This is a genomic window from Cupriavidus sp. IDO (genome assembly GCF_000812465.1).
Taxonomy (GTDB): domain Bacteria; phylum Pseudomonadota; class Gammaproteobacteria; order Burkholderiales; family Burkholderiaceae; genus Cupriavidus.
Genome location: NZ_JWMA01000114.1, coordinates 25,288 through 39,914, shown reverse-complemented (window position 1 = coordinate 39,914; position 14,627 = coordinate 25,288). Strand labels below are relative to the sequence as shown.

Genomic DNA, 14,627 nt, shown 5'->3' with positions numbered 1-14,627 from the left:
CCACTTGAAGGGGGCGACCTGCCACCGGCCGCGCGGAAGACGCCCACGCCGTTTGAGGGGGCAGGCTATGATTGACGCGATTGGTCAGACCGTTCGAACAGGCAGTTGCCTCAAGCCTTGTGATTGACGCCTACATGAGCGGCTCGTACGGAGCGCGTCGCTGACTTGGTTTGGTTCAGATCGGTGGCCCGGCATACCGCAGCGAAATCATGCTTCACACTTCAGCCGCCGTTTATGGCTGGCCAGATACGGGCAGTGCTCGCCTTTTGGAGCCCAATGGCCGATTGCAGCACAGTGCGGACATCTGAACTTCCGACCGACGCGATTGACGAATGTCGCATTTTGGCCGGTAAGCGACCACCAGCCGCTGCTCGTTCGGCGCTGTTCGACGGTTTTGCCTCATAGCCACCGGCGAACGCTCCCCTTGTATGCGACGTACTGTGGACCGAAGAGCGAGGATAGCGCGCGCTCCTCGGGCGTGATTTGGAATCGGTTGATGTAGAGCACGAACAGAGGTAGGAATAGCAGAGCCAGCCAGTTTGACAAGTACACTGCCCACGCGAACAGGTACAGCAGCAGGCTCAGGTACATGGGATTACGCGTGAAACGAAATACCCCGCCAGTGACCAGCAGCGAAGCAGCACCGGGCTTGACTGGGTTCATTGTGGTCTTTGCCTGCCAGAATGAAACCATGGCCGCGCCCCCGATAGCCGCGCCAGTGCAAGCAAGGGCCACTGCGACACCTACGCGAGGTCCGACCGGAACTTCAATTGGGGCAATCAATGCGGATGCCAGCCACATAAGCAAGCCGACCAGTAGCGCCACGAGCGGTGGCGGGATTCTCAGTTCAAGCGAGTCCATTGCAACGAAGGTGGTGCAAACGTCGCTGGCTCGAGCGAACGGCGTTGCTCGTCCACAAGTCGATCTGGTCCGTGGGCTGATCGCTGGTCGCAGTCGATGAGCAACAAAAAGCACCTTTCACAGGTGCTCGGCGCGTTCGGCCCTCGACGCGTCCGAACCGGGTCAGCGTTCCTGATCCGGTTCGGGCTTGCAGGTTGTCGGCCTGCCACGACCACATTCCATCTAGGACACATGATCGTCTCACTGACCTACCTTCGCTTTGCTACGGCGTGTCTCAGTCAGCACTTAAATTATAGGACAGCCGATGGTTGGGTCAACCCGAATCCGGCTTTCCCGCCATGCGACCAGGCGCAAGTCAGATACAGAGTGGCGCAAATGAAAGAAAGCTATAGCATGGCAGCCAACCCGTAACGACATACTTTGGTGATATGTTGGGTGCAGTATAAGCCATCTGAGCGCAGCAGGGCTAGCGGACCTTATGCTCTGTCGTCTGAAGGCGACCCGTCGCGGCAGGTCTGCCAGTCGTGGCGTGTATGGATAGAGCGATTCGAATTCGTTGGACTGCTCCTGACCGATTGCTCACTGGCTCTTGCCCTCCTCTGCCTTTCGCGGATCGGATGGGCAGATGGCGGCTTCCAGGCTACAGCGCTCGTCCGAGCCTTCCCGCCGGCCGGCAAGTGCTCGGCCGTTGCGGAAGTTCGCAGAGGCTTGACCGCCGGCTGCGTGCGATCGTCGGCGAACCCACTAGGTGACGTCGCCAATGTAGCGAGACAAGGTGTCAGTCAGCAGGCCAACCCCTTCCCTTTCAGGCCTGCAAAGCCCTCTGCCAGAGTACGAGCGCTGGCGCGTGCCTGCTCCCCAGACGTGGGAGCGAGGCAGGCAGAGGCAGAAGCAGAAGGAAGGAACTACCTGCGGACTTCAAAAGATGTGTCGCACCCCCACGACGGCTCCTAGCTGATTCTGGCCGGGATTGGCATTTCCGAACGACTTGCCGGAGTCGAAGAAGCCGAGATTCGCGACGCCCTTGTTCTTTGTATAGCCGAGGGAGGTATACGCGTGTGTCCGCTTCGAGAAGGCATAGTCGGCATTGAATGCGAACAGCCAGGGATCACTGCCCGTATTTCTGAAATCCTGGAAATAGGCGGCACCAGCCAGCGTGATAGCAGGCGTGAGTTGCCAGTTGGCGCCAAGCCAGTACAGGTTGGAGCCCTGGTTGGCTACGCCCGCGACGGACCCGGGTACGAGGCCGCCGTCATAGCCTCTTGCCCAGCGATAACCGGCAAACAGCTTGGCCGGGCCGATCCTGTAGGTCGCTGCCGTTGAAGCTCGCCTCACCTTGGCATCCGGCGTGACGGTGACAGTGCCGGTGTTGATTTCGTCATATGCGGCGGCGACACCAAACGGGCCGGCGTCATAGGTCAGGAAGCCGCCGTACTCGCGCCCCAGGCTCGCATGGCCGGGCACTTCACTGCCATTGACCACGCTGCTGTCCGCGCCGAAGCTGTAGAACGCCGACGCGGTCAGGCCGCCAAAGGTGCCGACATATTTGACCGTATTGTCGGCCCGCTGGATGTATGCGAGATCCTGGGTAAAGATCGAATACTTGGTCGCCAGCGTCATGGGATCGTAGTTGCCGACGAAGTCGAAGAACGCGCTTTGCTGCCTTCCCAGCAGGATTCCGCCCCACGATCCCTGCAGTCCGACATAGGCCATGCGGCCGAAGAGGCGGCCACCCTGGCCGGATTTTCCGGTGTCGACGTCGAACCCGCTCTCCAGTACGAACACGCCTTGCACACCGTTTCCGAGGTTTTCGGTACCCCGAAGTCCCCAGCGGGAGCCCGCGATATTTCCGGAAGTCACGCGATAGACGCTGTCTCCATTCCCGGGCTGGTGATTGGCGTACTCGATGCCACTATCGACTACGCCATACAGGGTCACTTCGGAATGGGCCAATCCTGTGGCTCCCAGCAGGGAGAGCGCCACGCAGCAGGTGATACCGCTTCTTGTCTTCAAGTCTTGCATCTTGGATCCTCCAGTTGTCTTGATGCGTGTTCGTTCGGGTTTTGTAATAGAGGGATTTCCTCGACGCGCCGAACAGCACGTCGTCAGGTGAATCGGGAAGTGGAAGCCAGCAGCGATTAGCGTCGTGATCGCTTCAGGGCAAACTGGTTCGATGGCTGGCAGGTGGCAGGCATCTATGGCAGCGATCCCGGACGGGGACGCGGACCGTCTGTGCGGAGCCGTCCTCCAAATGCCATGCCGAGAAGGGGAAGAGCCACGGCGGCGGCGGCAAACAGCCATCGCTCGCCGAGGGTGCCGGCGACGGCCGCAGCGCCGCTCATGCCGAGCGCCTGCCCAAGGAACAGGCTCGCGGCAAACAGCCCGACCGCCGTACCGCGCGATGGCGGGAACACCTCGGTCGCCTGGGTCTGCAAGGTGTTGTGAAGCATGTAGAAGCCGAGTCCGCCGAGGAAGCATCCGGGCACGCTCCATTCCCACCGTGGTCCGACCGCCACGATGGCAAAGGCGGCACCCAGGAGCGCGCCTCCGAGGGCGGCCAGCGCATCAGAGCCCAGACGCCTGATCAGCACGCCGGACAGCGCCACATATGCCAGGCCACCGACGCCATACATCGCCATCACCGCGCCGGCCGTACCCATGCCGAGCCCGAAGCGGCCGTGCAGATAGGTCGGCACAAAGGCAAATCCCGTCAGGGTGAACAGGCCTTCGATCGCCGTCACTGCGAACACCAGTCTGGCGCGCGGCTGACCCAGCACGCTGCGGAACTGCTCCCAGAGTGAACGCCTGGCAATCAGGTCGGAGACCATGCCCGATCCCTGCATCCGCACGACGAGCGCCGCGACGCCGGAGCCCGCCGCTAGCACCCAGAAGACAATGCGCCAGTGCAGCCAGTCAGCGATCAGCCCGGACATCCACTGGCCACCGATCATCCCGCCGATGGTCGCGAGGAAGAAGCGGGCAAGTACCTGCTGCCGGTCCCCGACCGGTACCGTATCTCCGATCATCGCCATGCTCATGGGGATGACACCCGCCGCGGCTGCGCCCGAGAGTCCCCGGGCCAGCGCGAGGGCGGGCATGGTCGGGGCCACGGCGGCCATGACGTTCGCAACGGCGCAGCCTGTCAGTGCAAGGCTGACGACGCGGAGTTTGCCGAAGCGGTCGCCGAGCGGTCCATATACGAGCTGCATCAGGCCATAGGCCAGGGCGAACGCGGAGATGGACCACGCCGTCATGCCAATGGGTACATCGAAGTCCGACGACAGGACCGGAAGCACGGCGTCACAGGCGCGCATGGACGCCATGCTCATGACCGCCGCAATGGCGAGAGCTCCGAACTGCCTCACTCCGCCACCCTTGCCATCGGATAGGCGTGCCGGGGCTTTGCGATCATGAAGACCGACCCTGCCGCGAGCAGCGCCGGCACGGCGAGCAGGCCGAATACATCGCCGAAGCCCCAGCCAAGACCGAGAAGGCCTGCGCCGATGAAGGCGCCGGCCATGCCACCGATCCGCCCGATGCCCTGCATCCACGCCACGCCCGTCGTGCGTGCCTCGGTCGGATAGAGGCCTGCGGCATAGGTGGACATCGAAGTTGCCGCGCTCGTGACCAGGGTGCCACAAAGGAAAAGCGAGATGCCGAGGAACTCCGGATGATCGACACCGCGTCCCACCACGATGACGAGCACCGCGGCCAGCAGGTACGCTACGACGATGGTACGGTTGGCATTGAAGCGGTCCATGAGCCAGCCCGCAACAAGGTTGCCGAGCAAGCCGCCAAGGGGGAACAGGGAGGCCAGCAACGCGCCACGTTCCATGCTGAATCCGGCTTCACGGAACAGCGTCGGCATCCAGTTCGTCATCAGGTAATAGATCACCAGACCCATGAAGCACGACAGCCAGAGCAGGAACGTGCGCCGCCGGTATCCGGCCGACAGGACGAGTGCAAGAGCTGAAGCCTTTCCCGCCTTGCCTGCCGAAGCCATCGGCGCGACGAACACGCAGTGTTCGAGCGATTGCCGAGGTGCAATGCGCTTCAGGATGCGCGCAATCCGCTCGGGCGCTCCGGCGCGCACCGCCAGGAACTGGGCCGACTCCGGGAGCAGCGCAAGGAGCAGCACGGCGAGCATCAGCGGCGCGATGCCGCCAGCCGTCAACACGCTTCGCCAGCCGAAATGAGGAATCAGCCAGGCCGATGCCGCGCCGCCCGCCACCAGCCCAACGGAGAAGCCGCAGTACATGGCATTCACCGCAAGGGAACGCAGACGCGACGGCGCGTATTCCGACATCATCGTGATGGTCGTCGGCATGGCCGCACCGAGCCCGAGTCCGGTCAGGAAGCGCAGGACGGTCAATGTGCCGACGGTCTGCGCATGGGCGGCAGCGAGTGTCCATCCTCCGAAACACGTGACAGCCGCCACCAGTACCGTCTTGCGGCCGATGCGATCCGCCACGGGTCCGGCGAAGATCGCGCCCAGGCTCAGGCCAGCCAGTGCTGCGCTCATGACGACACCGAGTTCGCCGCGGCCGATGCCCCACTCGTGCGCCAGCGACGGTGCGATAAAACCGATTGCCGCCGTGTCATAGCCGTCGGCCGCCACGACCAGGAAGCAGAAGGCGAGGACCAGCCACTGGCAAGGGGAAAAGCGTTCGGCGTCGATGAAGGACTGCACGTCGATCGTGCGGGATGCCTGTTTCATCGTTGTCTCCTGGATGGGCGGGCAAGCGCTCTGTGCGCGCTTGCCTCGTTTGTGAGGGTCAGGCGGCGAGGTACCCGCCGTCCACGGGCAGGGTCACGCCGGTCACATAGGTGGACATCGAGGAGGCGAGAAAGAGCACCGCGCCCACCAGTTCTTCGGGTTGCCCAACCCGGTTCATCGGGATGCGGGACATGAAGCGTTCGAGCTTCGCCGGGTCCGTGCGCGTGGAAACGGTCATGGGCGTTTCGATGACGCCCGGTGCAATGGCATTGACGCGCACACCGTCGCGCGCGAGGTCCGCTGCCAGCGACTGGGTGAGCATCTTCACCGCGCCCTTCGAGGGCGAGTAGCCGAGCGTGTTCGGCTGGCCCGAAAGCGACGCGATGGACGCGACGTTGACAATGGCGCCACGGGTCTGCCGCAGGGCCGGCAGCCACGCGTGGCAGACGTTGAACGTCCCTTCGTGGTTGACCTTCATCACCCGCTGCAGGTTGGCCAGCGCCTTTTCGCTGTCGATGCCCTCGCGAATGAGGATGCCGGCGTTGTTCACCAGCACGTCGACGGGGCCGACGCAGGCGGTGATCTCTTCGGCGACGGCGCGGCATTGCGCGGCATCGGTCACGTCCAGCGCGCAGGCGCGTGCCGCATGTCCACGGGCATCGATCATCGCCGCCGTCTCGTCGGCATTGGCTTCGTTCATGTCGGTCACGACGACCGTCGCGCCGGCTTCTGCGAGGCCGATGGCGATGGCCCGGCCGTTGCCCTGGCCCGCGCCGGTTATGAAAGCGACCTTCCCGGTCAGGAGTTGAGGAATCATCATGATTGCAATCGAGGGAAATTCAGGGTGAACGCCGCCACGCGGCCGCCGCAATGCGGCCGCGTGGGTGACAAAAATCGGGTAGGGAATTCAGTGCATGGCCAGAGGCTCGCGCGCGGCGGCCGCGCTCGCTTTCGGGAGCGTGGCCTGAACGTGATCGGCGATGTGGTTGCCCGCGACATAGCCAAAGGTCAGACCCGGGCCGAGCGTGATGCCCGCACCGTTGTACTCGCCGCCCATGATGCTTGCCGCATCGTTGCCCGCTGCATAGAGGCCGGGGATCGGATCGGCGTCCCGGGAGACGACTTGGGCATGCTCGTTCGTACGGATGCCCATGAATGAGCCAAGGTCGCCCGGTACGAGCTTGAGCGCATAGAACGGACCGCTGGCCAGCGGCGCGACGCAGGGATTGGGCGTGTGCAGCGCGTCGCCCTGGTAGCGGTTGTAGGCTTTGCTGCCGCGCCCAAACTCGGGATCACGGCCGTACTGCGCCGTTTCGTTGTACTGGCGAACGGTGGCGGCGAGTGTCGCCGGATCGACACCGATCTGCTTCGCAAGGTCCTCGATCGTCTTGCCGCGCTTGAGGTAGCCGTTGCGCAGATGCGGCCCGAGCGGCATCGGGAACGGCTTCACGAAGCCGAGACCGTAGTGCCGGATCGCCGCATGGTCGGCGATCAGCCAGCACGCCGTCTCCGGTTTGCCCTTCGAGGCGGCGATCATTGCCTGCACGAGATCGTGGTACGAGTTCGCCTCGTTGGCGAAGCGCTTGCCATCCAGGCTGACGGCAATCACGCCTGGCTTCGCCCGGTCGATGAAGTGGGGCATGATGCCGGTCGTGCCGTCATTGCGCGGCACGAGTGACATGGGCGTCCACGCGGCGGCATTCGACAGGGTCTTGTCGAACACACCGCCCATCTCTTCGGCCATGCGCAAGCCGTCGCCCACATTGGTCTGCGGCGTTGGCGAGAAGTGGCCGTGCCCGGCCTTCACGTGCGGGTAAGTCTCCCTGCGCCGCTCGAGGTTGTGCGGGAATCCGCCGCTGGCCAGCACCACACCGTGACGCGCCTTCACGCTGACCCGCTGGCCGTCGCGCTCAAGTACCGCTCCGGTGACGCGCCCCCCCTCCTGCAACAATTGCACGGCAGGCGACGACAGCCATACCGGGATCGACAGGTCGGCTGCCGACTTCGCGAGCCGCGCGGCCAGCGCGTTGCCGTTGGTCAGCGTCATGCCCCGCCCGTACTTCATCACCTCCAGGAAATGTTTGGTCAGACGTTTGGTGACATACCAAGCGGACTGCAGCGATCGTGTCACCCGCATGAAGTGAACGATCTCCTTGCCGGAGCCGATCGTTACGCCGAAGACCGTCAGTTCGGGCAGCACGGGGCCGAGGGTTTTGAGCAGCGGGCCGAGCTCGCGCGCGTCGTATGGGCGCGTCACCATCGAGCGGCCACCCTGTGCGGCGCCGGGCGCCTCGGCGTGGTAGTCCGGGAACGTGAGCGGCATGTCGAACTGGACGGCGGTCTTCGTCATGAAGAACTCGATCGCTTTCGGGCCGTTCGCCAGAAAGGCGCGTACACGCGCCTCATCGAAGCCGGCGCCGGCCTGATTCCGGATATAGGTCAGCGCCTGGTCCGGTAGTTCGTGATGGCCATATGCCTTGCCCAGATGGGTGTTCGGCACCCAGAGCCAGCCGCCAGAGCGGGCCGTCGTGCCGCCGTAGTAGCTCGCCTTCTCCGCCACGATGACCTTCAGCCCCCGGCTGGCGGCGGTAATGGCCGCGGACATACCGGCGACGCCTGATCCGATGATCAGAACATCACATTTTTCCTGTTGCAGTGTAGACATCGACTTCTCCATTCAAGTGCGGGCGGTACGGCCGCGAAGAGCGGCGTCACCATGTTTGCTAGATTAGTACTAGCGCGCTTGAAATAATCTACATGTTAACCCTACGCTTGTTCATTAGATAATGTCTAGTGCTATACTGCGCGCACTATCCATCTCATGGCAGGGACATATCGTGGACCAGACCGACCAGGCACCCGAGCGAGAGCGCCGCGGCATCCAGTCGATTGAAGTGGGAGGAGAAATCCTGAAGGTGCTGGCCTCCGAGGCCAGGCCGATGGCACTCCGCGATCTCGTGAAGGCGGCGAACATGCCGTCCGGCAAGATCCATCCGTATCTGGTGAGCTTTGGCAAGATCGGGCTCGTCGCCCAGGACCCGGTCACGGGTCACTACCTGCTCGGCCCGATGGCCATCCAGCTCGGGCTGACCAGCCTGCAGACGCTGAACCCGATCCGCGAGGCCACGCCGTTCGCCGAAGCGCTTTCGGAAGAAACGTCGCACGCGGTTGCGCTCGCTGTTTGGGGAAACCTTGGGCCGGTCATCGTGCGGCTGATCGATGCGTCCTATCCCATCCACACGAACATCCGCACCGGCACGGTCATGTCGCTCGCCAATACGGCGACCGGCAGGGTTTTCTCGGCATTCCTGCCACGACAGTTCACCGAAAAGCTGTTGCTGGACGATCGCATACGGCTCGGCCCCGATATTGCGCATCCGCTAGACGCCGCCGTGGTCGAGGAAATGATCAAGGAAGCGCGGGCGCGCCACATGTCCCGCAGCATCAACCATCCCACACCAGGGATCGTCGCCTTTTCTGCGCCGGTGTTCGATTATTCGGGAAACATTGCGCTGACGATCACCATCATGGGACCGACCGGCACTGTTGATACCGATTGGGAGGGGCCGGTGGCCAAAGCATTGGATGCTTGTGCGCAGGCGGTTTCGAAGCGCCTCGGCTACAGGGGCTCGTAGAAGTGCTTACAGGCGTCTAGCTTCAGGGGGCTGAAATGGTCGTTTCCATGAGCGGCCATTTCTTGTTCGACGACGGTCCATCTATCCTAAGGCTTGTGCGATGCGGGCGCTTGCACGTGGGATTGGACGAGCGGCAGAAACGGCCGATGACCGTCCGACACCCAGTACGGACGTCCGTTGTTTGAGCGGAGCGGCCGCTTGAATGGCTGTCTGAGCGCGAAGGCGCACGGCTGAAGATGGCCGGACGTGGACGGCCGGCCAGTTGTATCTTGGGAGCCGAGCAGAACCAGCCGCGCAACTTTGGCCTTGCCTCTTGGCCGATCGCCCTGAGCGCTTCTCGCCCGGGCCGCCAACCATGACAAGCCAGCTCGGCAACTTTCAATGACGATAGGGTGATCGTCGCACTATCTTGAAGACTGGCGACCCTGCGAGGAGGCAAGGATGCGGCGCCTTATCGGTCTTCTGTTATCCGTCTTGCTTGTTGCGCAGCTCGGCAGTTGCGTTACCGACGAGCGCGACGACAGCACGGCGCGCGTTCGTGTGCTTCATGTTTCTCCAGATGCACCGAACCTCGATGTTCTCTTCGACGGCGCGCGAGTACTCTCGAACGTGCCTTATTCGGCTGCTTCCGCTTACCTGATCTTCCCCACGGGTACGCACCGGATCGCATTCAACGTGGCCGGTACGGCGACGACGCTAATCGATGTATCGCAGAATCTGGCGAACGCGGCGGCTTATACAATCATCGCAGCGAATTTCGCGGCCAGTATCCAGGGACTAACTGTCACGGACCAGACCCTGGCGCCACCGGCAGGACAGGCGGCCGTACGTGTGATCCATGCGGCGCCTGACGCCGGGCCCGTCGATGTGCTGGTCAACGGCCAGGTGGTGTTCGCCAACATGCTGTTCGGGGCGAATAGTGGCTATCTGAACCTGGCGGCCGGTACGTACGACGTCAAGGTCAATGTTGCGGGGACGCCGACGACAGTGATCCAGACGACATTGACCGCCAATGCCGCGTTCAACTACAGCGTGGTCGCGATTGGATCAACCCGGACTGCGGCGACAAATCCCCTCGCACTCAAAGTCCTAACGGATGGCTAGAAGACTGCCTGCCTCTGATCGGTCAGAAATTCCCCACCCCCACTGTGAACGTGGACTCCATCATTGTTCGAAGTATGGGGCAATCCGGTCGCGCTCGCCGCGAGGCTGCGGCCGTCTCTGACCGACCCCGTTCGGGAAAGAAACCAGGCGCTGAAGTACGTCGTCGGTAATGATGGTGCTGGAGGCTCGCCTCCGCTCAGCTACTCGCTCGTTTCAATGTCAGCGTCGACTTGGGCTGGCTGATATTGTGCAGCCAGCCAGTTAGAGAACAGCTTGACCTCGGTTGAGAGTGCCTTGTCGCGCGGGCATAGCAGATAGTAAGCACCGGCACTACGCAACTTCAAATCGAACGGCTGCACCATCTCGTCGCGCCAATCGAGATTGTCGATCTCAATTGTCGGCACGCATGCCACTCCGCGGCTCTCGCGCGCGGCGATGATCGCCATGAACGAGTGTCCGACGTCAACGCGCCCGGCACCGCTGCATTCTTCTATCCCATTCGCGCGGAACCAGGCGTCCCAGCAATCCGGGCGCCGAAGATTGTGGATCAATGGGAGCCGTGTGAGATCTGACGCCGTCGAGACCGGCCCGTGTTCCTCAAGAAAGCGGCGACTACAAACTGGCGTAATGAAGTCATCCCAGAGATGCATCGCGGTCACGTCGGCCCAAGACTCGGTCATCCTGAACGTGATCTGCGAGCCGTTCTCGGGATAGACGGCCCCGGGTACCTGCCCGACGCGCAGCGCCACGTCGACGCCCTCATGCTTGAAGTCGACAGGCTCAAGCGACGACGACACCTGCAATCGGATGGACGGATACTCGGTCATGAACGAACCGAGCCGTTGCATGAGCCATAGCACGCCAAGCGTTGGCAGGAGGCTGACCGAAAGTGCCCGCGCCTCCTGTAGGCTCTGCAGGGTGGCCCGCTCGATGCCGTCGAGCGCTGCCGTGGCGGCAGCAAGGTAGCTCTGCCCGAATGGCGTGAGTTCCACCCGCCTGGTCAGCCGGCGGAATAGTGGCGCATGAAGGAAATCTTCAAGCAATTTGATTTGCCGGCTTATCGCGCCTTGCGTGACATTGAGTTCTTCCGCAGCCTTGGAAAAGCTCATATGCCGACCGGCGGATTCAAACGCGCGCAACGCGAGCAAGGGAGGAAGTCTGCGTTTCATGAGTGCGAGACAGGGAACGATGACGCAACTTGTGTGGAATGGAATGCCCGCTTGCAGAGCATGGACCATGCCACCCAGTTATTCTCCATGTGCTCAGGCGCCCGCAGGTTGGAGCCGTGAGCAAAAGCGATGATACGACGCTTCAATCGCATCGCTCTCCAGGCCGATGCCGATGAAAACGAGCTGGGACGGCGTACCCGGCGAAATCGCCCTGTCGAGATGCGATACCGGATGCACCAGGTTCTGGACTGCGTGAACCACCGCTGGCCGCGCGGAACCCATGATATTGAGGATGCCCTTGAACCGCAGGAGTGCATCGCCATGGCGGTGCAGCAGCATCGTGAACCAGAGCGTGAAGACTTCCCATTCGATTGGCTCGTCGATCGTCATGCAGAACGCTTCCACCCCAGGGGCTTCGCCCGGTGCGGACGGGCCACGATGCGCCAGCCGACCTCCCGATTCCCCGATTTCTGACAGGCCAAGAACAGGCTGCAGGCGACCCAGTCTCTGAAGCAGGGCCATGTGAAGCATATCGCTGGCATGTCCTTCGCCAAACAGGACTTCAGCCAGCGCGGAAGCGCTGTCGGAGATACCGCGCATGTGGATGGTCGCCGTGGGGTTGGCGCGCTCCAGCATCGTGCGTACCTTCGCCAAGGTAGCCCCATCGACGAGATCTGACTTCGTGACGACGAGGCGGTCGGCAACTGCGATCTGCGCCCGCCATTCCGCATGTTCGACGCCATGCCTCCGCGCCTGAGCCGAATCGACGACCGTGACGACGTTGCGGAGCGCGTAGTGACTGCGCAATGCAGGGTCCGTCAGGATGGTCGCGATGATGGGTGCCGGCATGGCGAGGCCCGTTGTCTCCAGCACGACGCGGGAAAACGGAGGGATATCTCCATTGGCGCGCCGCGCAAGAAGATCGACTAGCGCCTCGCGCAATTCTCCACGGATGGAGCAGCAGACACAGCCATTGTCGAGGAGCACGGCGTTGGTCTCGACAGCTTCGATGAGCAGATGGTCGAGGCCGACCTCGCCGAACTCGTTCACAAGCACCGCCGTGTCACGTCCGATTTCGCCATGCAGGACCTGGTTGAGGATCGTCGACTTGCCGCTGCCAAGGAAGCCGGTAACGATGGTGACCGGCAGCACGTCGCGGGCGGAGGTCATTGACGTCCCTCGCTGAACATGGCGAGGGGATCCAGGGGATAGCCAAGCAGTCGCTCGACGGCACTCCACAGGCCCGTGATGTTATCGACCAGTTCCATGGTACCCGTCGGTGACGACAGCACGAACGACTGTCCCTGAAAATCGCTCACCGACAGATGAAACGGCGCCAGCACGGCATTCGCCATGTCTACGAGGATATAGCGCTGTCTCTGCAAGCCATGCCCCGTTTCTGGCATTGACATGCTCGCCCAGTGTGCGCCGCCCTGATATACCCCACACATCCCACACATTCGGATTCCCTCCACTGGCTCGCATTTCAGGCCTCATCGTAAGCGCTTCGCGCGCGCCGTGCTATCCATCAGTCTGAGTCATGCGTGCGGGAAAAATAATGGTTTGTTCGCCGAAGCCAACCCGCATAGACTGCTTTGCGCAGGCCGACAGGCCCTTCGGGAAAGGCAGGTGCGGCATCGTCACTGGCCGCAAGGCTGGGGACTTGGTGTCGGCAGAAGGTACTTATGATGCGCATTCGGCATTGCGCGGCATTGCATGGCTCGTGCCGGCCAGGTCGACGCAATCGCTGAATCCGGATTCCCGCATGACCACCACCGAGAGTTCAGTGAAAGTACGATCACAAGCCCATCCATCAGGCTATTTCGCTAGCCGTACCATTCGCGATCTTCTCGCTGCGCAACAAACGGGCGAGATCGACGCGGAAGCGCTGGTGCGACATGCCGCCGACGCTATCGCAAGGCTCAATCCCGTGCTGAACGCCTTCGCTCATGTCGATCTCGATGGCGCGCTGGCTATGGCACGACAGCTCGACGCCGAACGTGCTGGCGGAATGCTGCGCGGCCCGCTGCACGGGATCCCGGTGGCGATCAAGGACAACATCGACGTAGCCGGTATGCCTACGACCGTCGGCTCCGCCCACTTCGTCGGCCATATGCCGCCCGGTGACGCAGTGTGCGTGGCACGGCTGCGCGACGCCGGCGCCATTATTCTCGGCAAGGCAGTGACGCATGAGCTTGCCTACGGGTCGACTGGCGATCGCGCCGTGCAGGGGCCGGTACGCAACCCATGGCGAATCACGCAGATGTCCGGTGGGTCCAGCGCGGGCAGTGCCGTGGCCGTCGCCGCGGGCATGGTGCCCATTGCACTCGGCACAGATACCGGCGGCTCCGTGCGTGTCCCGTCGGCCCTGTGCAATCTCGTGGGCTTCAAGCCTTCACATGGCCGGGTATCCGCTCAAGGGGTGTTTCCCCTGGCCCCCTCCATCGAGGACGTCGGGGTACTCGCGCATGGCGTGGAAGATTGCCGGATCGTCATGGAGGTCATGACCGGCGGTTCCGGCACCCTACCAGTTCCGCAACGCCCGGCGATGCCGCGTGTCTTGTGGGTGCAGAACGCTCCGTTTGCCATTGACGACCCCGCGGTGACGGCTATCGTACGCACCTATGCGGAACGACTCTTCGGCGAGTTGGGCAATGGCGATGCAGTCAATGCCCGAGCGCCTGCGTTGCAGAATGTGTTGGCAGCCATCCAGAAATCCGAAGCCTACGAGACGCATGCCGAGCGCGTCGAGCAGGCGCCGGAGAAGTTCGACCCGGAGGTTCTCGAGCGTCTCCAGGCATCTCGCGAGGTCCGGGGCTGGGAACTCGTACGGGCGCGAAAGACCCGCGAGCGTCTGCTGAGGGAGTTCGAGGCCATCTTCGAGAGCGCCGATGTGCTGGCATTGCCAACGGTGGCCATCACCGCGCCCGCATTGAACCAGCGCCTCGTGGCCGGCGCCGGTGTCCGCGAGACGCTCCTCGCGCTCACCAATCCGTGGAACGCGCTCGGCCTGCCCGCAATCAGTTTGCCAGCGGGCTTTGTCGACGGCCTGCCTGTTGGACTGCAGCTCGTTGCCGGAGCGGGGAAAGACGCCGCATTGCTGGTCCTCGCGGAACATAAGACCCGGTGAGCGCTGCTCGC

Annotated in this window: 12 protein-coding genes; 3 read left to right on the top strand and 9 right to left on the bottom strand. The window is 62.9% G+C overall.

Annotation, left to right across the window (positions count from 1 at the left end):
- Window positions 1–399: 399 nt before the first annotated feature.
- From RM96_RS40250 to RM96_RS26900, 6 genes are all read right to left on the bottom strand, one after another.
- A complete protein-coding gene (locus RM96_RS40250; protein ID WP_274520233.1) occupies window positions 400–801 on the bottom strand; it encodes a methyltransferase family protein in 402 nt (133 codons plus the stop codon).
- Window positions 802–1,779: 978 nt separating this feature from the next.
- Complete coding sequence (locus RM96_RS26920) at window positions 1,780–2,874, bottom strand: porin (protein WP_443112277.1); 1,095 nt, start codon at window positions 2,872–2,874, stop codon at window positions 1,780–1,782.
- Between the two features lie 182 nt (window positions 2,875–3,056).
- Window positions 3,057–4,226: an MFS transporter gene (locus tag RM96_RS26915; RefSeq protein WP_039014788.1), complete on the bottom strand. Its 1,170-nt coding sequence runs from the start codon at window positions 4,224–4,226 to the stop codon at window positions 3,057–3,059.
- Window positions 4,223–5,578: an MFS transporter gene (locus RM96_RS26910; RefSeq protein WP_039014787.1), complete on the bottom strand. Its 1,356-nt coding sequence runs from the start codon at window positions 5,576–5,578 to the stop codon at window positions 4,223–4,225. The genes RM96_RS26915 and RM96_RS26910 overlap by 4 nt, the downstream gene beginning before the upstream one ends.
- A 58-nt stretch (window positions 5,579–5,636) precedes the next feature.
- Window positions 5,637–6,395: an SDR family NAD(P)-dependent oxidoreductase gene (locus RM96_RS26905; protein ID WP_202966758.1), complete on the bottom strand. Its 759-nt coding sequence runs from the start codon at window positions 6,393–6,395 to the stop codon at window positions 5,637–5,639.
- Window positions 6,396–6,485: 90 nt separating this feature from the next.
- A complete protein-coding gene (locus RM96_RS26900) occupies window positions 6,486–8,255 on the bottom strand; it encodes an FAD-dependent oxidoreductase (protein WP_039014785.1) in 1,770 nt (589 codons plus the stop codon).
- Window positions 8,256–8,415: 160 nt separating this feature from the next.
- On the opposite strand from RM96_RS26900, the gene RM96_RS26895 reads away from it, so the two are divergent.
- Window positions 8,416–9,213: an IclR family transcriptional regulator gene (locus RM96_RS26895; RefSeq protein ID WP_039014784.1), complete on the top strand. Its 798-nt coding sequence runs from the start codon at window positions 8,416–8,418 to the stop codon at window positions 9,211–9,213.
- A 441-nt stretch (window positions 9,214–9,654) separates the two neighbouring features.
- On the top strand, window positions 9,655–10,317 hold the full coding sequence (locus RM96_RS26890) for a DUF4397 domain-containing protein (RefSeq protein WP_052279767.1): 663 nt from the start codon (window positions 9,655–9,657) through the stop codon (window positions 10,315–10,317).
- A 200-nt stretch (window positions 10,318–10,517) separates the two neighbouring features.
- On the opposite strand, the gene RM96_RS26885 is transcribed toward RM96_RS26890, so the two are convergent.
- The 3 genes from RM96_RS26885 to RM96_RS26875 form a co-directional block, all read right to left on the bottom strand.
- Complete coding sequence (locus RM96_RS26885; protein ID WP_063926019.1) at window positions 10,518–11,486, bottom strand: LysR substrate-binding domain-containing protein; 969 nt, start codon at window positions 11,484–11,486, stop codon at window positions 10,518–10,520.
- A 93-nt stretch (window positions 11,487–11,579) separates the two neighbouring features.
- Window positions 11,580–12,656, bottom strand: coding sequence for a CobW family GTP-binding protein (locus RM96_RS26880; RefSeq protein ID WP_039014783.1), 1,077 nt, complete (start codon window positions 12,654–12,656; stop codon window positions 11,580–11,582).
- A complete protein-coding gene (locus tag RM96_RS26875) occupies window positions 12,653–12,898 on the bottom strand; it encodes a hypothetical protein (protein WP_238587422.1) in 246 nt (81 codons plus the stop codon). Before RM96_RS26875 ends, RM96_RS26880 begins: the two co-directional genes overlap by 4 nt.
- Before the next feature lie 353 nt (window positions 12,899–13,251).
- Here RM96_RS26875 and RM96_RS26870 point away from each other — a divergent pair, with 353 nt between their 5' ends.
- On the top strand, window positions 13,252–14,616 hold the full coding sequence (locus RM96_RS26870; protein ID WP_039014820.1) for an amidase: 1,365 nt from the start codon (window positions 13,252–13,254) through the stop codon (window positions 14,614–14,616).
- Window positions 14,617–14,627 lie beyond the last annotated feature (11 nt).